The 19480-nt window shown below is 38.6% G+C and carries 16 protein-coding genes; 11 read left to right on the forward strand and 5 right to left on the reverse strand.

Features of this window, described 5'->3' with window-relative positions; genetic code table 11:
- Nucleotides 1-184: 184 nt before the first annotated feature.
- A complete protein-coding gene (gene treR, locus D8872_RS00615) occupies nt 185-898 on the reverse strand; it encodes a trehalose operon repressor (RefSeq protein ID WP_125389589.1) in 714 nt (237 codons plus the stop codon).
- 186 nt (nt 899-1084) lie between these two features.
- Here treR and treP point away from each other — a divergent pair, with 186 nt between their 5' ends.
- Nucleotides 1085-3052 (forward strand): PTS system trehalose-specific EIIBC component, encoded by a 1968-nt coding sequence (treP, locus tag D8872_RS00620; RefSeq protein WP_125389590.1) that lies wholly within the window; start codon nt 1085-1087, stop codon nt 3050-3052.
- A gap of 62 nt (nt 3053-3114) precedes the next feature.
- On the forward strand, nt 3115-4740 hold the full coding sequence (treC, locus tag D8872_RS00625) for an alpha,alpha-phosphotrehalase (protein WP_125389591.1): 1626 nt from the start codon (nt 3115-3117) through the stop codon (nt 4738-4740).
- A gap of 276 nt (nt 4741-5016) precedes the next feature.
- Here the strand turns inward: treC and D8872_RS10790 are convergent, their stop codons facing one another.
- The 4 genes from D8872_RS10790 to D8872_RS00640 all read right to left on the reverse strand — a co-directional run bounded on the left by D8872_RS10790 (nt 5017) and on the right by D8872_RS00640 (nt 7070).
- Complete coding sequence (locus D8872_RS10790) at nt 5017-5181, reverse strand: hypothetical protein (protein ID WP_167320511.1); 165 nt, start codon at nt 5179-5181, stop codon at nt 5017-5019.
- Between the two features lie 13 nt (nt 5182-5194).
- Nucleotides 5195-5689, reverse strand: a complete 495-nt coding sequence (locus D8872_RS00630) for an adhesin (RefSeq protein ID WP_125389592.1) — start codon at nt 5687-5689, stop codon at nt 5195-5197.
- A gap of 12 nt (nt 5690-5701) precedes the next feature.
- Nucleotides 5702-6172, reverse strand: a complete 471-nt coding sequence (locus tag D8872_RS00635) for a hypothetical protein (RefSeq protein WP_125389593.1) — start codon at nt 6170-6172, stop codon at nt 5702-5704.
- A gap of 253 nt (nt 6173-6425) precedes the next feature.
- Complete coding sequence (locus D8872_RS00640) at nt 6426-7070, reverse strand: recombinase family protein (protein WP_125389594.1); 645 nt, start codon at nt 7068-7070, stop codon at nt 6426-6428.
- Between the two features lie 2540 nt (nt 7071-9610).
- Here D8872_RS00640 and D8872_RS00660 point away from each other — a divergent pair.
- The 9 genes from D8872_RS00660 (at nt 9611) to secY2 (ending at nt 19480) form a co-directional block, all read left to right on the forward strand.
- Nucleotides 9611-9871 carry a hypothetical protein gene (locus D8872_RS00660; protein WP_125389597.1) on the forward strand — a complete coding sequence of 87 codons (261 nt, stop codon included), beginning with the start codon at nt 9611-9613 and terminating at the stop codon, nt 9869-9871.
- 9 nt (nt 9872-9880) lie between these two features.
- Nucleotides 9881-10081 carry a hypothetical protein gene (locus D8872_RS00665; RefSeq protein WP_125389598.1) on the forward strand — a complete coding sequence of 67 codons (201 nt, stop codon included), beginning with the start codon at nt 9881-9883 and terminating at the stop codon, nt 10079-10081.
- 157 nt (nt 10082-10238) lie between these two features.
- The gene (locus D8872_RS10795) at nt 10239-10406 is read left to right on the forward strand and encodes a hypothetical protein (RefSeq protein WP_185761359.1); all 168 of its coding nucleotides are present in this window, start codon (nt 10239-10241) and stop codon (nt 10404-10406) included.
- A gap of 2 nt (nt 10407-10408) precedes the next feature.
- The gene (locus D8872_RS00670) at nt 10409-12628 is read left to right on the forward strand and encodes a type IV secretory system conjugative DNA transfer family protein (protein WP_125389599.1); all 2220 of its coding nucleotides are present in this window, start codon (nt 10409-10411) and stop codon (nt 12626-12628) included.
- A gap of 92 nt (nt 12629-12720) precedes the next feature.
- On the forward strand, nt 12721-13524 hold the full coding sequence (locus D8872_RS00675; protein ID WP_125389600.1) for a replication-relaxation family protein: 804 nt from the start codon (nt 12721-12723) through the stop codon (nt 13522-13524).
- A gap of 206 nt (nt 13525-13730) precedes the next feature.
- Complete coding sequence (locus D8872_RS00680; RefSeq protein ID WP_125389601.1) at nt 13731-15434, forward strand: recombinase family protein; 1704 nt, start codon at nt 13731-13733, stop codon at nt 15432-15434.
- A gap of 247 nt (nt 15435-15681) precedes the next feature.
- Nucleotides 15682-16479 (forward strand): pyruvate formate-lyase-activating protein, encoded by a 798-nt coding sequence (pflA, locus tag D8872_RS00685; protein ID WP_061910806.1) that lies wholly within the window; start codon nt 15682-15684, stop codon nt 16477-16479.
- Between the two features lie 350 nt (nt 16480-16829).
- Nucleotides 16830-18053, forward strand: coding sequence for a glycosyltransferase (locus D8872_RS00690; RefSeq protein ID WP_125389602.1), 1224 nt, complete (start codon nt 16830-16832; stop codon nt 18051-18053).
- Nucleotides 18054-18220: 167 nt separating this feature from the next.
- Nucleotides 18221-19480, forward strand: a complete 1260-nt coding sequence (secY2, locus tag D8872_RS00695; RefSeq protein ID WP_125389603.1) for an accessory Sec system protein translocase subunit SecY2 — start codon at nt 18221-18223, stop codon at nt 19478-19480.

Genomic DNA, 19480 nt, shown 5'->3' on the forward strand with positions numbered 1-19480 from the left:
AACCAGTACTAGCAATAGAAGCAAGAAATAGATTCTCGTATAAGAATTTCATACATTTTTCATATCATCTCCTAAATATAAAAAACATATAAAACTAAACAAAAAACCAAAGAACAGGAAAACTCCTCTGCTCGCTAGATTTTAGCTGACAGAGGAGATTTTTTATGCTCGCTGAATCAAGACTTCATTCTTTTTGCCGAGTAGCAAAATCCACGAAGCGAAATTTATCTAATTTGTGTCGACTCTCTGTGTATTGAAATTGGCAACCGTCAGCTAGATAGACCTGAGATTTGATAGAAACGACATGCTGGTCTCGGCCAATGTCCATAAGGATCTGGTCTTGGTCACTAACATGATCGATGGTAATTTCTTTTCTGGCATAGGCAATGTTAAGCTTTAAGGTTTCTTCTAAGTAGGCATAGATAGAATGCTCTCCGATTTCTCTGGTTAGATCTGGCACCAAGCTTTTATCCAAATAGTCAATATCTAAGACAGAAGCGATATTGTCTACCACTCGCTGCCGAACAATGCGCCAAACCAAGCGGTACTCTGGAAAGCCAGTTGTTTTTGAGAGCTTTTTATCTACAGTGATTTTATCAAGGCTGATGACATTGGTCTTGGACTGAAGCTGGTGCTGTGCCACTAATTCTTGATAACTGGTTAAGTTAGAAACAGGGAAGTCTAGTTGTTCCTGTTTGACGATTTTGGAGCCCTGCCCCCGTACTTTTTCGATCAGTCCCTCTTCTTGCAAGAGCGCTAAAGCCTTGCGAACTGTATCCCGACTGACTTGGTAGATTTCCATCAGCTGATGTTCACTAGGAAGAAAGTCACCGAGCTGGTATTTTTCGCCTAAAATATCTCTTTCAAGTTGTTTGAATAATTGTTTGTATTTCTTCATAAAACCCTCACTTGTATTATCTTTACCATACAACTATCAAAATTTTAGCAGAAATTCCTCCTTTTTACAACAAACAAGTTGCATACAATATTGTTATCGATTACAATTGAGTTTGTAAGTTAGTTAAGAAACTAGCTACATCAAAAATATAAGGAGAGTGCTGGATGATTTCCAGCCACAAGTCAAATGGGAAAATTTGAAAAGGAAGCTAAAGATTTGCTGAAGGCGATTGGCGGCAAAGAGAATGTCACAGCGGTCACTCATTGTGCGACTCGGATGCGTTTCGTACTTGGTGACGAAAAGAAAGCCAATGTTAAAGCCATTGAAGCCATTCCAGTCGTAAAAGGAACTTTTACCAATGCTGGGCAGTTCCAAGTCATTATTGGAAATGACGTACCGATTTTTTATAATGATTTCACAGCTGTATCAGGTATCGAGGGTGTTTCCAAAGAAGCAGCCAAGTCAGCAGCTAAGAGTAATCAAAATCCAGTTCAGCGGGTCATGACGACTCTAGCTGAAATCTTCACTCCAATCATTCCGGCTTTGATTGTCGGTGGATTGATCCTCGGATTTCGGAATGTTCTTGAAGGCGTTCATTGGTCTATGTTGGATGGGAAAACCATCACAGAAGTGTCTCAATTCTGGGCTGGGATCAATCATTTCTTGTGGCTTCCGGGTGAAGCGATTTTCCAATTTTTACCAGTAGGAATCACTTGGTCTGTTTCTCGTAAGATGGGGACTAGCCAGATTCTGGGTATTGTCTTGGGGATCTGTTTGGTGTCACCGCAGTTGCTCAATGCTTACGCAGTGGCATCGACACCAGCATCGGAAATTGCTAAGGATTGGGTTTGGGATTTCGGTTTCTTTACTGTTAATCGTATCGGTTACCAAGCGCAGGTTATTCCAGCTTTGCTAGCAGGACTTTCCCTGTCTTATCTAGAAATCTTCTGGCGGAAACATATTCCAGAAGTGGTATCTATGATTTTCGTGCCATTCTTATCATTAATTCCAGCCTTGATCTTGGCTCATACAGTCTTGGGTCCTATCGGTTGGACAATCGGTCAGGGGCTTTCATCAGTTGTTCTTGCAGGTTTAACCGGTCCAGTTAAATGGCTCTTTGGCGCAGTATTTGGTGCTCTTTATGCACCATTTGTTATCACAGGTCTTCACCATATGACCAATGCGATTGATACTCAGTTGGTAGCTGATGCCGGTGGTACTGGTCTTTGGCCAATGATTGCTCTGTCCAATATCGCTCAAGGCTCAGCTGTATTTGCTTATTACCTTATGAAACGCCATGATGAGCGGGAAGCGCAAATTTCCCTGCCTGCAACCATTTCAGCTTACCTTGGTGTTACTGAGCCTGCTCTCTTTGGGGTCAATGTTAAGTACGTTTATCCATTTGTTGCGGGAATGATTGGTTCGTCTATTGCGGGTCTGCTTTCTGTAACCTTTAATATAACGGCAAATGCTATTGGTATTGGTGGTTTACCAGGTATCCTTTCTATCCAAGCAAAATATATGATTCCATTTGCAGGAGTTATGCTTGTAGCAATCCTTGTACCAATGTTCCTGACTTTCTTCTTCCACAAGACAGGCTTCTTAACGAAGACAGAGGAAGATCCAGAATTGCAAGCAGAATTTGCAGCTCAAGAAGAAGCAGAATTCGCTCATCAGGAAACAAAGATTGTCGCACCAGTAGAAATCGTTAGTCCTCTTGCGGGTCAAGTAAAAGAACTTAGTCAGGCAGCGGATCCAGTATTTTCATCTGGCGTAATGGGCCAAGGCTTAGTGATTGAGCCAAGTGAAGGTGAGTTAGTGTCACCTGTGAACGGTACGGTGACTGTTCTCTTTCCAACCAAACATGCCGTCGGTATCGTATCGGACGAAGGTGTGGAAATGCTTATGCATATCGGTATGGATACGATCGGTCTAGATGGCAAGGGCTTTGAAGCCCATATTGCGCAAGGCGATCATGTGACTATTGGACAAAAACTGATTAGCTTCGATATGGATGTCATCAAGGCTGCAGGTCTCGTGACAGAAACACCTGTCATTATCACCAATCAGGATGCTTTTGTAGCAGATATAAGTGGAGAATATCCTAGCCATATCAAACGCGGTGATCAATTGATGACAGCAAAACGCATCTAAAAATAGTTAACTCATGGGATGGCGGCTCTGAGCCCCTCCCTTTTATCAAAAAAGGAGAAAATATGACACTTGATAAAACAAAGGTTGTCTACCAAATTTATCCAAAATCTTTTAAAGACACGACTGGCAACGGTTTGGGAGATTTTCGCGGGATTATTGAAAAACTTCCCTACTTGAAAGAGCTGGGAGTGGACATGATCTGGCTCAATCCTTTCTATCCGAGTCCGCAACGGGACAATGGTTATGATATTTCTGACTATACTGCTGTTGACCCTATCTTTGGAGATATGGCAGATTTTGAAGAGATGGTCAAGGTTGGCCAGCAGCATGGTATTGACTTTATGCTGGACATGGTTCTTAACCACTGCTCGATTGAACATGAGTGGTTCCAAAAGGCGCTGGCTGGGGATTCCTACTATCAGGACTTCTTTATCCTGCGGGATGAGCCGACGGACTGGCTGTCCAAGTTTGGCGGCAGTGCCTGGGCGCCATTTGGCGATACGGGCAAATATTATCTGCATCTCTATGATGTGACTCAAGCTGATCTTAACTGGCGCAATCCCAATGTTCGTCAAGAGCTCTTTAAAGTGGTGAATTTTTGGCGGGACAAAGGAGTCAAGGGCTTCCGCTTTGATGTCATAAATGTCATTGGAAAAGATGAGGTGCTGACGGACTGTCCAGAGCAGGAGGGCAAGCCAGCCTATACTGATAAGCCAATTGTGCATGACTATCTGCGTATGATGAACGAAGCGACCTTCGGGCAGGATGCTTCCATTATGACGGTTGGCGAAATGAGTGCTACGACGATTGAAAACTGTATCCTTTACACCGCACCAGACCGGCAGGAGCTATCTATGGCTTTTAATTTCCATCATCTCAAGGTGGACTATGAAGCTGGACAGAAGTGGACCCTTAAGTCCTTTGACTTTGAAGAGTTAAAACGCCTCTTCCATACTTGGGGCAAGGAAATGAGCGATCATGATGGCTGGTCAGCCCTCTTTTGGAACAACCATGATCAGCCGCGAGCTCTCAATCGCTTTGTCGATGTAGAGGATTTCCGCAATGAAGGGGCGACCATGTTGGCAGCCAGTATTCATCTGTCGCGAGGGACGCCTTATATCTACATGGGTGAGGAGATTGGTATGGTGGACCCTGACTACGACTCCATGGAAGATTATGTGGATGTCGAGTCTCTCAATGCTTACCAGAGTCTGCTTGCTGAAGGTCAATCGCCAGAAGCAGCCTTCAGGATCATCAAGGCTAAATCTCGTGATAATTCTCGAACGCCTATGCAGTGGGATGATTCAGTCAATGCAGGTTTTACAACAGGAACTCCATGGCTGAAGGCGGGCAAATCCTATCCTCTCATCAATGTGGAAAATGAAATCAAGGGACCAATCTTTACCTTTTATCAGAAATTGATTGCCCTGCGTAAGGAACTGCCTATCATCGCAGAAGGCAGCTATCAGCCAGCCTATGAAGACAGTCCCCAGGTCTATGCCTTTGAGAGGGAGTGGCAAGGACAAAAGCTTTTAGTCCTTAACAATTTTTATGCTGATCCGATTACGTTGGACATCCTACCAGACTATCAAAATGGCCAGGTGCTGATTTCGAATTACGAGGAGACAGCAGTAGCAGCGACCATGACCTTGAAACCCTATGAAACGTTAGCTATTCTAGTAAAATAATGACTAAAACCAGCTTAAGCTTCTTTTAAGTATGGTGCAGTATACTAGAATCATCAAATGAAGACCTCTTAACTTTATTTGATAGAAGGAGTCCTTTAGTTTAACAGATGAGCAGCTGTTATAGCTATAGTTCCGCACCTTTTTTTCATAACAATCTCCGAAAAGGTCGCCCTCTAGATAGTCTGACACTCAGCAGTCTAAAAATAATCTGAGTTCGCATACCTTATAATAATGATAAAAAGCTAAGACAAAACCAGTCTTAGCTTTTAAATTATCTTATTTATCGTCATTTTTCTTCTTTTCGTATTCATCTAGACTGTCATTATATTTTCCTGATATAAATCCAAAGATACCACTAAAAATAAAATTCAGGAAATCTTCAAATTTTCCATAAAAGTAAGCAAGTATGAAAAGCATAACCAATCCAATAATAATTTCCATTATTTTCTCCTATCTAAGATTTTCGTAACTCAATGAGTAACTCCTTAAATTCATCATCTTTCCATAGAGAATAAGAGACTATTCCGCCTATAGAAAAAGAAACTAATACACCTACTAAACTAGAATGTCTCTTTTTTGCTACCAACTTATTTAGCTCATTGGATAACCCCTTAAATAAACCATAAGAAGTATATGACTCAGGATAAAATACCGAACCTACTTCAAAATTTGCTCCATAGTAATTTACTTCACCATTTCCTTTAAATCCAAAGAATAGGAAAGATATAACACAAAGAGCTAAAATCACTAATCTAGATTTTAATTTCGGATGAATATAATTCATAGTGGTGCTACTTGCCTCGCTTTCTGAGATTGTTTTATTACCTTTAGAGCGTGCTCTTCCAAATGATTGGACCCCCGAAAACTTAGTTGCTACACTCACTATAAGTAGGAACGGTAGGGCTATAATTACAAAACCAAACACAACCATACTCCAACTATTTTCCATATATTCCTCCATCTATTTAACACGTTTGAACTCAAATGTTATTGAGTTGCTACCAATAGTAATACCATTAGCCTGCTCCGCATTTTTATCTATGATATTTTCAAAATATAGTGTATTTTGGTCTTCAGAAAGAGTAGCAACTCCATAGATATTAGCGCCATCAATGATTATCTTATCACCATCCTTTTTCCAAGTTGCATCAAATAGCATTCCACTATCCATAACTAAAGTTTCATCTTCTTTAATTTCCATAGTAGCGTTAAAATGTAACTCATTCATAAGCATAGATAAGATATTACCGCTTAGCTCATTGCCTGCTAATGAATTTATCATGCTTTGGGCATCTTTTCTTGTATTTCCTTGGTTAAATATATCTGTAGTCCAAGTACCTACAAATCTTTTTTCTGACGTACAAGCATTTAAAGTTATAAAAGCAAACAAAAGTATCGTAACTTTAGCAATATTTTTAGCTATCCTCTCCATAAATTACCTCTTTTTGTTTTGTTTTATCTCTAAAAATCCCTGCTACAATAGGGGTTGAGCTTGTTTTAGTGAACGGTCGTCAACTAAAACAATGAAAAAAATAAAAATGCCAATTTAACAAGGTAACGAAAACCTTATTAAATCAGCATTTTAAATATTCTTATTGATAACTTTGATTGTTTTAAGAAACGACCGTCTTTTAAAACACTTTTACGGTTTCAGTTTACTCTTTTTTAAGGTGTTTGTCAATTAATTATAGGTGATTTTTTCTATTTATTTGAATACCATTGCGCTTTAGCACATTATAAACGGTTGCGGTGGAAATATTTAGCTGATTCGCAATCTTGCGCACAGATAATTCTTTTCGTAGGTATTGCTCAATTACTTGTTTTTCGGTATCTTTAGGTAACCCTTTATTTCCTAGTTTTACGCCTCGCTCTTTAGCTTTGCGTAATCCATCTTTTGTTCGGTCTGAAATCGCTTGAAGCTCCCATTCTGCTACATAACCCAGCATTAAGCAAAAGAATTTACCAGTTAAAGAATCCGTCTCAATATTTTCATGAATAGATTGTAGACGAATGTTATTCTTGGTTAAATCTTCAATAATAGCAGAGAGGTGAAACATTTTGCGAGTTAATCTGTCCAGCTTATAAACTACAAAATTAGTTTTAACGCCTTGTTTGGCGTAATTTTTAGCTAATCTTAACGCTTTTTCAAGCTGTGGGCGTTCTTGATTGCCACCAGAATCTTTTTCTATATAGAGCTTGTCGCAGAAGTTGAGAGCTTCTTTTTGAACAGACAAACCCAATTCTTGCCGATTATCTGTTGAGCTAACGCGAGCATAGCCGATAGTTATTGTTTTGATATTTTCTAATTTGTTCTTGTGATGATTTGTCAAAATTTCTCCTTTCTTTACTATTGTAGCAGGGTAGCTATATTTTAGAAGAAAACTTAGATAAAAGAAAAGACTCGCGGTTTTCGCAAGTCTGATAGGTTATGTAATGTTCGTATTGATAGTATATTGTTTAGTGCACGATGTTGCCATGAATTGCAAAAAAAGAAAAAACAGTGTGACACCTAATAGTCTAAACAATCTGAGTTTATATACCTTTAAACATTAAAAGACGGCTAAAATAACTATCTCTATTTTATAGTCTTAGAAAGTAAAGCTAGTAATGCTTCAGATTCTCCAGAGTTATCTGTCTTAACAAGGCCAGTTTCTGTTTTACTGAATAAAGCATTAAAAATTATCAATCGTTCTTTCCATAATTTTTCAGGTGTTTCAAGCTGTAATTTTTTCTCATAGGTATCTTCTAAAATCTTTATAAATGTCTCTTTGTTATTTCGCCATTGTTCAAGATTGTGTTTAAATTCATCTACNTCACGAGAATGCTCTATGAAAATTTCTCTAATTTTTTCATCATTTTTATCAACTAAGTTAGCTGTTTGTTTAAAGTGTTATTCAGTTTCTTTGGCTATATTGTCTATAGATTCCGAAATGGAACTTTCAAGAAACTATCAGAAAAATTAAAATCTGTTACAAATAATAAACTACTATTGACAAAGTGTAAGAATATGGTTTATATTAGTAACACTGAAGATTTCTTATTTTTTCCAACCGACATTATTTTAACGAAAGTGAGGATGGAACGGCTAAAAAAATAAAATCAATGTTAACTGCAGCAGGTGCTGGCAGTATTGGCAGCATAGTCTCTGGTCATATATTAAAAATACCGTTCGAAAATCTTATTGTAATAGGTGTAGTGATAGTCGTTATTTCACTAATTATTTGTTGCTCTACATTCTTGGTTATCAATTCTAACAGAAGAACCAGAAATTCAAAAGAGCTGATGGCCACTTGGCTTAGAAAGGGTAATAACTATACTAAACCTAGGAATAAAGCTTCACCAAGTAAAAGAAAAAATCACCACTAAAAAGTGGTGACACCAGTGTAAATCAGTCTTGTCGTTCTATTGTTGGTTAACTATAAGGCTGATAACTAAAAATAAGAAATCTTCTTCCCAGTGATACTCGAACTATCATTGGGATTTTCTTTATCTCAAAAGCATATATTTTATAGCTACCTGAGATAACTTAATCTATTATACAGACTTTAAGTAATTGTGTCAACAGTTTTGTTGAAAAATTATTGAAATTAGTTTTGACATAGAACTTTCAATTCTAAAGCTCATTTAAAAGTTCATTTTTTATCGTATGCTTTATGACATTGAAACATTTCTGTCACAAAAATAGTGTATGAAGAGTGTCTCATCTAAAACTCATCCACACCCAATATTTCTATATCAATAGGTAATCCTTTAACCTTATTTTTAAACTCCTCCCCCAACTCCTTAAAAAACTCATCATTAGCCTCAATCTCCAAAATATCAATCAGGGTTTTGGCGGTATCTGTTAGGTGGAAGGCGCTATATTCAAACGTTATTCTTTCGTCAGATTCAGTGGTGAAGGTTAAGACGAGGTTATCATTTTGGAAACCAGATAGTTCTCCCTTTTCCACAATTATCTCATGTCTGCCACCACCAGAAATAAAACCATATTCAATCAGGCGTGAAACTTCATTGCCTTTAACACCATACTTAGTGAACAAATCCAAAAAATCAGCATGTGAGATTAAGTAGTGGTCTAAAACAGCTTCGCCTGAAAACTCATCAAAAGAATTGTCATAAAAAGTAAAAGGAGCTATTTTTCTGAACAGTTGGAGTTCTTCTTCTGAAAAACGGTTTAAGTCTTGAGTAATGCGCTTCGAATAACCGTTAGCTCGTGCCACGAGCTCTTCTAATGGTTTTGAAACAACTTCTGTTTCTTGGCTAAAGTCCGGCTCAATATACTGTTGCTGTTTGTCGTGCTGNCAAGCTAAAACATAAAATAAACACTCAGCCAGAAAGAGATAAGGTCGGTCTTGGTGGTTGAGTTTGTAAGACTGCTTCAAGCCTAATAAAACGGCCTTTGGCAGATTTTGCGATTCTTCTATTAGGTCAAAAAAATCTTCTATCGTATCAGACAACAAAAACTTATTTTCTTTATAGTTGGTGTCGCTCAATCGCTTCTCAGCTTGAAAGATGTAGCTGGAAAAGCCTTTTTCTGTTATCTCATCTCGGACGATCCCGTAAAGGGTTCGTCCTTTATTTTGTCCTGTAAACAATTTATTGAAACTTGTGTCCGCTAGATAAGCCAAAGAGTCTTCGTGTAAGACGAATGATAAGCCCACGCTAACTTTTTTTCTATCAGACCAAGTCGTTTTATTGGCGTGTTTTAAAACAATAGAAAATAGACTAGGAATATCAAACATCAAGCACCTCCGAAACTGGCAAGATTTTAGCACAATTATTGGCAACAAATCACGCTTGGGCTTTTCTATAATAAAGCCATAAGTTAGCTAACTTAAAACAATTATATCAAAATTAAAGGAGAAATCTCATGAATCATATTCAAAAATCAACCCCAAAAGTAGAACTTTCTCAACTTGTTAGCCCCTTTCAGTTAGAAGTAGCTAAAACACTAAGTGAAGCGATGGCAGATAATCAAGTCTTGGAGCTTCTCGCTAGCGATATTTTATATAAAGTGGGCAATCTGGCGCTTACTCAGTCTGAAATCCTCAAAAATACGCCAGAAGCTAAAGCATATACAGATTATATTCTAAAAGCGTTCACTTATTACGCTACTGAAAAGATGAAATGAGGTAGCTTTATGATGGATTACTTTATAGCTTTTATGATTATCGTTGTTGCTGTATTTCTTTGGGATTGGTTCGAAAAACCAAAACAAGCAGATAAAAAGCACTATAGCGAAGAAGAAATTTCCTTGGCGGAATTTCTGGAAAAACGGCAAGAAATCAATCAACTTTTCTTGGCCGCTAAAGCAGAAATGCGAAAAATTTCAAGAAAATAAAAGGATTGTTTAGACTAGACAAATGGTCAAAATATGTTCAAATATACTACTGTTTCATTGCTTACAATTCATTCCAATCGCTTCAAAAACTGAGGTAAGCGAAATTTAACTTTTACCTAATTTTCTTGTATAAATGAAGGCAGAAAGGAGACCAACTATGAAAAAACTAGTGGCATATATTCTTGGATTTGTTGCTTGTGCTTGGCTTATCAACTGGGCGGTTAAACTAATTCTGGAAGTTTGGTGGTTCTTGGTTTTGGCGACTGTGGTTGTTTTCATTGGCTGGTTTGCCTTTCAGCTTATTAAATCTAAAGATTGGAGGTAAATATGAGACGTAAGTTTGAAGCCTTATCTTGGAGTGAATTCAGCTGGATGCGCCCGTTTAAGATAGATGATGTGAAGTCTATGTTGGGTCAACTGGTGGGGCTAAGTCGGCGCAAAGCGGTTGTTTTTGAAATTCGATTATCTAAGAATCGTGTGCGTTATCTGTTAGGAACAGAAGAACAGGACAAACGACACATTCACCAGCTGATTCAATCGCACCGAACTATTCAGTTTTCAAGAGTCTTAAAACGTGAAAAACTTTCGGTTGCGCGGTTAGTGAATATCAAAGAATCTCACTATGCTTTAAAAACGGACTCTGTAGAAAACATGATACGTTCAAGCCTTGCAATTTCAAAAATACTTCAGCCAGATGAGACAGTGGTTGTTCAGTTGGTCATTGGTGCAGGCTCACCACCTCGCCCTCAACCAAAAGACCTACCTAATTTATCTGCTAAGTGGTATCAAGTAATCACCAACAATATTCCTGAACTATCTGAAAGCTCCAAGAAGCTTATGCGCCAAAAGTTGAACCAATCTACTTTTAAGTGTGAAATTCGCCTTGGTGTCCAATCTCGCAGTATTTTGCGAACAAAGGAATTTCTTGGCAGCCTACTTAGTAGTTTTCGCATGATGGAATCAAATGCAACCATTGAATTAAAACCATTAGCTATCCAAAAACTTAATCAAGCACAACCTTCTTGGGCTTATCCCTATAGCTTGGGAGTTTCAGACCTCGCTTGTTTCCTACTTCTGCCAATTGGTGAAGAAAATATTGCAGGTGTGCCAAATGTTCACCCTAAATTAGTAGCGCCGCCTTTGGGCTACAATGTTAATCGGAAAACTCAGCGAAGTTTGGCACAAACGGTTGAAAGTCAATCAAGACCAATTCAAATTCCAGCTCAAGCTGGCAAAAAGCACACCGTTTTTCTCGGCTCAACAGGTTGCGGGAAAACCACCGCCATGAGTCACTTGATTTTATCAGATATACAGTCGAAAAATCACAGTATGGTTGTGGTAGATGCTAAGGGTCAACTCACTCATGAACTCTTAGAGCGTACACCAACTGAACACGATGAAGATATAGTAGTCATCTCACCAACCGCCAAACGAGTTGTTGGTATAAACCCTTTTGAACTCACTAAGCACGGTATCGAGCCAGAAGTTATCGCAGACTATCTACTGGAACTGTTTAAAGGGTTATATCCTGAACACTTTGGGATTTACTCACTGGATATTCTATCGCACAGTTTTCTAACGCTTGCTAGAATTCCAAACACTTCTTTAGTCATGTTACCAAGTTTGCTCACCAATCAGTCCTTTCGAAACAAACTATTAAAAGAGTTAAAAGACCCTATTGGGCTGGAAAGTTTCTGGAACTGGTTTGAACTGCTTAGTGAAGCCCAACGTCACCAGATGTTAAACCCCATTTTGAATAAATTCCGCCAGTTTTTGCTTCGCCCACAACTTCGAGCAATGTTGGGACAGACTAATCCAAATTTCAGTCTTGCAGAAATCTTCAAAAGCCGAAAAATCGTATTGATTCCACTAAATAAATCGGTAATCGGTTCAGAGTCTGCGAAACTCATAGGTAGCCTAATCACTTCCATGCTCTGGATGTTAATTTTACGCCAGTCGTCAGTTGAGCCAAGCAAACGCCAATCGATCTTTATCTATATTGATGAAACACCAAGTTTCTTAGGAATCCCTAACGCTAACTTAGATGAAGCACTTTCGCAATCTCGTCAATTTAATGTTGGCTGGAATATCGGCTTCCAGCATCTTGCACAGATGTCGCTCCAGTTAAAAGCTGGAATTGAATCTAATGTTGCGAATGAAATTGTTTTTGGCTTAAATCTTGATGAAGCTCGCGAAATGGCAAAATATACTCTAGAGATTGATAAAGAAGATTTTTACAGCTTACCACCATTTTGGGCATATATCAGAACAGAAATCTCACCAAATACCTACCGTTGGATTATTGGCAAAACCTACCCACCTAAGCCAAAAATTAGAGATAGTCGTGCACCATTTTTGAATAGCTTAACCAAATATGGGCAAAATATAACAGATATTGAAGCTGAATTTGAAAGTTATGCTTTTGAAAAAACAGTTTCGAAAAATGAAAATTCTAACCAGAAATTAACAGATTTAGGGCGCAGAAAGCGTTCCAATCGCTCTTCTAATCGTGTTGATGAAGAAAATTCTTCAAACACCGATAAATAAAGGTTTTTGGGATTTTTACTCACACGACTTACTCCGTAACTAAGCACATTTTGCGGAGAGCACACCTTTAAATTTAATGGAGAACAAAACAGATGAAATGGAATTACAAAACAGATAACGACATACAAATTCTTTATTTTTTGAGTCAAGCAAGATATGCCACCACCAACCAACTAGCCAGACTCTTTTTCGCGGATAGCGCTCGATTTGAAACCGCTATTCGTCGGGCTAATTTTGCACTTCAAAGTCTGAAGAAAGCTGGATTGGTTTCACACTTAAAACGGCGAATTGGTGGCGCACGCCATGGCTCTGCCTCTTATGTTTGGCAAATTACTTTTCAAGGGCTAAAGCTCCTTAAAAGTCAAGATGACAGTATTGTCTTGCGCTATAAAAATAAATATGAGCCAACCCAGCACCACGTTGAACACACTTTGGCGATTACGGAAATCTTTGTTGAGACACTGGAGGCTGTTCGAAATTCAGAAAAACTGTCGCTTGAAACTTTTTCCTTTGAGCCAAACTCTTGGCGTAGCTACCAAAAACTTTCTGGTGTTGGAATGACTTTGAGACCAGACGCTTATTTAGAGCTAGTCAATCACGATTACGAAGACCATTATTTTCTGGAAATAGACCGAAGCACTGAAAGCCTTGCACGCATTGTAAATACTTGTAAGAAATATATTAAATACTACCGTTCAGGTATTGAACAACGACAGAAGGAAGTTTTCCCCTATGTTTTGTGGGTTGTGCCAGATGACAAGCGTAAGCTGGCGATTTCGAAAGCGATTCAAAAAGAATTATACAATTTTTGGGAACTGTTCACTGTCATAACGCTGGAAGAATACCCAGATTATATCAAGGGAGGAATAGATAATGAATCAAAAGAATCAAGATAGAGACTCAAACCGCCCCTCATGCACCGCCGATGAAATTTGTCGAATTGGTCGAACGACTTACTTAATCCGTCACCGTTTTACTGGAAATCGCCATCTTGAAAATGTCCTAGAAAGGTTGATTCTAAGCGATAAATCACTACTTTAACAGTAGCAAAAATGGTATAATAGAAGTATAAGGTGTGTGAACTCCAAAAGGAGAAAAACACATGAACAGAACTTTGACAATTTCAGATTATAGACAAGTAGATACTTCGAAGCTTTCAGATATTACGGTGGTTTATTGTCGCTTAAGTCAAGACGATGGACTGGACGGAGATAGTAACTCAATTACCAATCAGAAGAAAATCCTGCTTGATGTAGTTACAAGAGAAAATCTCTCTAATCCTATTTTGTTTGTCGATGATGGCTTTAGTGGTACAAATTTTGACCGTCCAGCTATTTCGGAAGCTCTGCGTTTGGTAGAAAATCGGCAAGTTTCGAACTTTCTTGTAAAGGATTTAAGCCGTTTGGGGCGCTCTTATATCAAGGTTGGTCAACTAACGGAAATTACTTTCCCAAGCTTTGATGTCCGCTTTATTGCTTTAAATGATGGTGTAGATTCGAATAAGCCTAATGAAACTAATTCTATTTTCTTGCCAATCAAGAGTTTAATGGATGAAATGTATGCAGCGGATACCAGCAAGAAGATTCGCGCGGTGGTGCAAGCTAAAGCCAAAGCTGGCGAGCGAGTAACTACTAACCCACCTTACGGCTATCTAAAAGATTCAAACAACCCTAAAAATTGGATCATTGACCCAGTTGCTAGCGAAGTCGTGAAGCGGATTTTTCAGGAAGCGAAAAGCGGAAAAAGTCTCTCAGAGATTTCAAAAGGGTTAGAAAGTGACAAAATTTTTAAACCAGACCGCCACCGAATAGAAATCGGTTTGAAGTCTATCTCTTCCAGCCCAAATGTGGAAACTTTGCCGTATTTTTGGACGCGAGAAACCCTAAGCACTATCTTAGGACGTGAAGAATATCTCGGGCATACTGTTAATCTTCGAACACGTACAAAATCTTATAAAGACAAGCGTAAGGTGGATAACTCAAAGAAGGATTGGTTTGTTTTCAAGAATACCCATGAAGCAATAATCGACCAAGAAACTTTTGATATTGTTCAGAAGATGAGGAGTCATAAGCGATCTAATCAACGGTATAAAAATCGGGCTGGTCATGAAAACTTGTTTGCTGGATTAGTTTTTTGTGGAACTTGTGGGCGAAAGCATTATTTTTGCCCACAAGAAAAAAACGGATTAAATAATGACCATTACAAGTGTTCTGGCTACCGTAAGCCGATTGATGATTGCGAAAATCCACACTACATTCAAAAATCCGCCCTGATTGAGATTGTAAGCGACAAACTTCGTCAAACTATCCACGAGTGCCAATTAGACCAAGAAACCTTTTTGAAGAAGCTAGAACAGCAAAGCCAAGCTCAATTCAGCAAAGATAACAAACGCCAGCGCCAGCAACTTCAAAAGGATGAACACCGCTCTAAAGAGATTGACAGCATCATTCAGAAGCTTTATGAAGACAATCTACTTGGTAAAATTTCAGATGAACGCTTTGTTAAGTTAAGTCAGAGCTATGAAGAAGAACAGAAACAACTTCAAACTTCCATTTCTGACTTAACCGAAAAACTCGCCAAACAACAAGAAGATAGCCTTAATATCTCCAAGTTTATGGCGAGAATTTCCAAATATACAGAGCTACCAGAACTAACCGTTGAAATAGTGAATGAGCTGATTGACAAGATTGTGATTCATAAACCAACTGGCACGAAACGCAATCGCATTATCCAAATTGACATTTACTACAATTTCATCGGGAGACTAGATAACGAAAAAAGCGAGCCAAACAAATTGGCTCGCTAAACATTAACCCATTTAGCTAAACTGCTATGTGTCAGGTCGGCTCTAGGGCGGCTTTTTTTATGGAGAAAGCTGGAAACGGAGAGAGGCAATTTTAAGAAAAATGGGAGACTTTATCTGTTGTAACACAATGAAAATGAAACTGAAAAACAGTTTATTTTCTAAAAAATAGGCAGAATCTATCTATTTTCACTCGAATCGTGGTATAATGTAGTTATAGTAAAACGTTTTCAGGTACAAGAGGATTATTATGGTTGAAGAAGCGATTGATTATGGGAAAGTAACAGGAATGGTGCACTCTACAGAGAGTTTTGGGGCAGTGGATGGACCAGGTATCCGCTTCATCGTCTTTCTGCAGGGCTGTCATATGCGTTGTCAATATTGCCACAATCCAGATACTTGGGAGATGGAGACTAACAAGTCTCAACTGCGGACTGTGGATGATATCTTACAAGAAGCCCTTCGTTACAAAGGTTTCTGGGGCAATAAAGGTGGCATTACCGTCAGCGGGGGAGAGGCACTTCTACAAATTGACTTTTTGATTGCCTTCTTTACCAAGGCCAAAGAGCTGGGGATACATTGTACGCTGGATACTTGCGCCCTGCCTTTTAGAAATACGCCTCGTTACCTAGAAAAGTTTAATAAACTGATGGCAGTGACGGATTTGGTTTTGCTGGATATCAAAGAAATTAATGAAGCGCAGCATAGGATCGTGACTACCCAGACTAATAAAAACATCCTGGCCTGTGCAAAATATCTCTCAGATATCGGGAAGCCAGTGTGGATTCGTCACGTTCTGGTGCCAGGCTTAACGGACCGTGATGAGGACTTGATTGAGCTAGGTAAATTTGTCAAAACACTAAAGAACGTTGATAAGTTTGAAATCCTTCCTTATCATACTATGGGAGAGTTCAAATGGCGGGAGCTGGGTATTCCTTATTCACTGGAAGGGGTGAAGCCACCGACTGCCGAGCGGGTTAAAAATGCTAAGGAACTGATGCAAACGGAATCCTATACCGAATACATGAATCGGGTGCATAATAACTAAGTGATGTAAGTAGGGTAAGTGGACTGGCGAAAAGCCAGTCCATTTTTCTCAATAAAATACCGGCTAATTCTTCGGGATAGCCTAATTTTATAAGATTTGATAGCATGTTCAGCACCTATTTAAAGACGTTACAGGTGGCGGCTGTCTGATTTTAAAAGGATGGATATATTAGAAGAGCTTATAGCAAGCTTTCTTCTTTTTGCCTGCTTAGCTTTCACCTCTATGTGTAAGGCTAGAAAAGTTAGGTCCAGCTTCCAAGAAGGTGTTTGAATAAAGGCGGAATTTATGGTATAATAAACCCTAGTAGCGATTTTTTTAGAGAATTGAATAAGCTTAGTGGGAGTAGTGTTTTGGAAAAGAAAAAAGCCATTGTGGTTTCGGGAGATTACGGGTATATTAGACAGATTGAAACAACAATAAAATCTCTTTGCTGTCATCATAAAAATCTAGATATTTATGTTTTCAATCAGGATATTCCTCAAGAATGGTTTTACTATACGCGTCGGAAGGTAGAAGCATCTGGCAGTCAGTTGAACGATGTGAAATTGTTTAATGACCAGATTGACGATCAGGTGAAATCGAAATGGGAAGCTGGGACTTACGCTCATATCAACTACATGGCCTATGGGCGCTATTTTATACCGAATTACGTTGCAGCAGATAAAGTCTTATATTTAGATTGTGATATTGTTGTGACACGAAATCTGGACCATCTTTTTGAGATAGATCTGGAGGATTATTATGTAGCAACGACTCGCGCGACATATGGAGTAGGCTTTGGCTTTAATTCTGGAATGATGCTCATCAATAATAAGCGTTGGCGTGAAGAAAACATGGCTCAGCAATTGGTTGAGTTGACAGATAGAGAATTAGCCAATTTTACTGAAGGTGATCAGTCTATCTTGAATTTGATGTTTGAGGGCAAAAAACTTGATTTGGAAGATACTTACAATTTTCAAATCGGTTTTGACATGGGAGCTGCGCTAGATAAGCATGACTGGATTTTCGAAATTCCACTTTCTCCACTACCTGCTGTTTTGCATTATATTTCTGGTCAAAAACCATGGAACACTGTTTCCAACATGCGTCTGCGTGAAGTATGGTGGTTTTACAATTCTCTTGATTGGTCTACAATTATTGAGACAGATGAATTTGATGTCGAGAAAGCTATTAAACAGAGGGATGAAGGCTTTGATCTCCACTGTGTAACCTTGACAAACTCAGATAGGTTAGAGGGAATTGAAGATTTGGTGAGTGCATTACCAAACTGTCTATTTCATATTGCTGCCTATACACAGATGTCTGATAAGTTACTCAAACTGATGGCTTATGAAAATGTTCGTTTGCACCCTGCAATTTTGCCATATCCTTTGAGAGATTTACTGGCGAGCAGCGACATTTATCTTGATATCAATCACGATCAGAAATTCGATACTGTAATTAGAGAGTTTCAAGAGTCTGGTAAGCCTGTTTATGCCTTTGATAATGTACAAACAGAAGGGGTTTCAGAGCGAGTATTCTCACATGAGAATTATCAGGAAATGGTGGAAAAAATTCGATCAGATTTTAATTAAATGACGAACTGCCCCACATTTTGTAATCAAAATAGAGAAAGCAAGTTGATTCCTTATCTATAATTCTATGGAATGGGCTTGCTTTCTTAAGTCTTTGGCTTAAAAGACAAGTTTATGTATGAAAAGAGGACTCTGGGCAAGTCCAAAATACAAATAAAGGATAATAAATGGAGCACTTTGGTCTTAAGAAAAAGAAGCGTCAGAATATTTTTAGAAAGAGAATCTTCTTTACACTGTTCATCATTGCTATTTATATATTAGGAAGACATATCTTGCTTCCAGGCTACAATGGCAGTATGGAAGCTTTTCGGGTAAAGGAAGACAATCCCTTGGCCGCTTTGTATTTGCTGGCAGGAATTGATGTTTCTCAGATTTCAGTATTTTCTTTGGGATTAGGACCTTGGATTACGACGATGATTGTATGGCAAGTCATGAACCTAAAGAAAAGCTGGAATATACAAGCTTGGTCTCTTAAAAAAACGGATTTCTTTCAAAAAATCCTAACCTTGTTCTTTGCGATTGTGCAGGGACTAGCCATTATGTACACCGCTTATAGAGGAAATGGTCGCTTTCTACTTCTCGTGGATGATTGGCTCTATAATCTAGCAGTTTTACTCACAGTTGTGACAGGCAGTTTTATCATTATTTGGTTGTCAAGTCTTAATACTCGTAAGGGAGTGGGAGGATCAACCATTATTATCATTTCAGGGATTTTACTCCAGTTTGCTGACCAATTAATAGTCTTGATTGGGAAATCCTTGTCTTCTGTCCGAGGAGGAATGATTTTAGTTGTGGCTCTATTGGCCTATCTTCTCTTGACCTTTGTTGCTGTCGTGTGTGAGAAAGCCGAGATACGTCTGCCTCTTAATCGGATCATGTTAAGCAGTCGCTACTATGATAAATCTTATTTGCCAATTAAGTTCATTCCTTCGGGTGGAATGCCCATTATGTATGCAACAAGTGTCTTGATGTTGTTCCAATTATTACTAGACTGGACGGGGAAAGGATTTTCAGTAAAATTTGGGAATTTGTTTGACTTTACAAAGCCCTTGGGTCTCTTTGTTTATCTAGTTGCGATTTACTTGTTGGGTATTTTGTTTGCCTATATCAATTTGGAACCGGAAGAGACAGCGAAACGCTTGCAGCGTCAGGGAGAATATTTTGACTATATTCAGCCTGGGAAAGAAACCTTAAAAGTGTTAAAACACTATATTTCTTTGCAATCAAATATAGGAGCTATCTATCTCATCTTGTATGTCGGTCTGCCCTATTTTATTAATTTCTTCTTGCCTTTGCCAAGTTTCTTTTTGACCTTGCCAAGCACACTAGTCATTTTGATCAGCATGCTCTTGCCCTTGCGTGAAGAAATACGAATCTTAAGAATCGGGACTTATTATCATAAAGAACTAGAAGTAAAAGGAGAATAG

The sequence above is a fragment of the Streptococcus cristatus genome (assembly GCF_003943815.1).
Classification (GTDB): domain Bacteria; phylum Bacillota; class Bacilli; order Lactobacillales; family Streptococcaceae; genus Streptococcus; species Streptococcus cristatus_F.

What these genes read in the sequence shown, in the direction of transcription:
- treR (WP_125389589.1), bottom strand. Translation starts at nt 898, where the DNA reads ATGAAGAAATACAAACAATTATTCAAACAACTTGAAAGAGATATTTTA.
- treP (WP_125389590.1), top strand. Translation starts at nt 1,085, where the DNA reads ATGGGAAAATTTGAAAAGGAAGCTAAAGATTTGCTGAAGGCGATTGGC.
- treC (WP_125389591.1), top strand. Translation starts at nt 3,115, where the DNA reads ATGACACTTGATAAAACAAAGGTTGTCTACCAAATTTATCCAAAATCT.
- D8872_RS10790 (WP_167320511.1), bottom strand. Translation starts at nt 5,181, where the DNA reads ATGGAAATTATTATTGGATTGGTTATGCTTTTCATACTTGCTTACTTT.
- D8872_RS00630 (WP_125389592.1), bottom strand. Translation starts at nt 5,689, where the DNA reads ATGGAAAATAGTTGGAGTATGGTTGTGTTTGGTTTTGTAATTATAGCC.
- D8872_RS00635 (WP_125389593.1), bottom strand. Translation starts at nt 6,172, where the DNA reads ATGGAGAGGATAGCTAAAAATATTGCTAAAGTTACGATACTTTTGTTT.
- D8872_RS00660 (WP_125389597.1), top strand. Translation starts at nt 9,611, where the DNA reads ATGAATCATATTCAAAAATCAACCCCAAAAGTAGAACTTTCTCAACTT.
- D8872_RS00665 (WP_125389598.1), top strand. Translation starts at nt 9,881, where the DNA reads ATGATGGATTACTTTATAGCTTTTATGATTATCGTTGTTGCTGTATTT.
- D8872_RS10795 (WP_185761359.1), top strand. Translation starts at nt 10,239, where the DNA reads ATGAAAAAACTAGTGGCATATATTCTTGGATTTGTTGCTTGTGCTTGG.
- D8872_RS00670 (WP_125389599.1), top strand. Translation starts at nt 10,409, where the DNA reads ATGAGACGTAAGTTTGAAGCCTTATCTTGGAGTGAATTCAGCTGGATG.
- D8872_RS00675 (WP_125389600.1), top strand. Translation starts at nt 12,721, where the DNA reads ATGAAATGGAATTACAAAACAGATAACGACATACAAATTCTTTATTTT.
- D8872_RS00680 (WP_125389601.1), top strand. Translation starts at nt 13,731, where the DNA reads ATGAACAGAACTTTGACAATTTCAGATTATAGACAAGTAGATACTTCG.
- pflA (WP_061910806.1), top strand. Translation starts at nt 15,682, where the DNA reads ATGGTTGAAGAAGCGATTGATTATGGGAAAGTAACAGGAATGGTGCAC.
- secY2 (WP_125389603.1), top strand. Translation starts at nt 18,221, where the DNA reads ATGGAGCACTTTGGTCTTAAGAAAAAGAAGCGTCAGAATATTTTTAGA.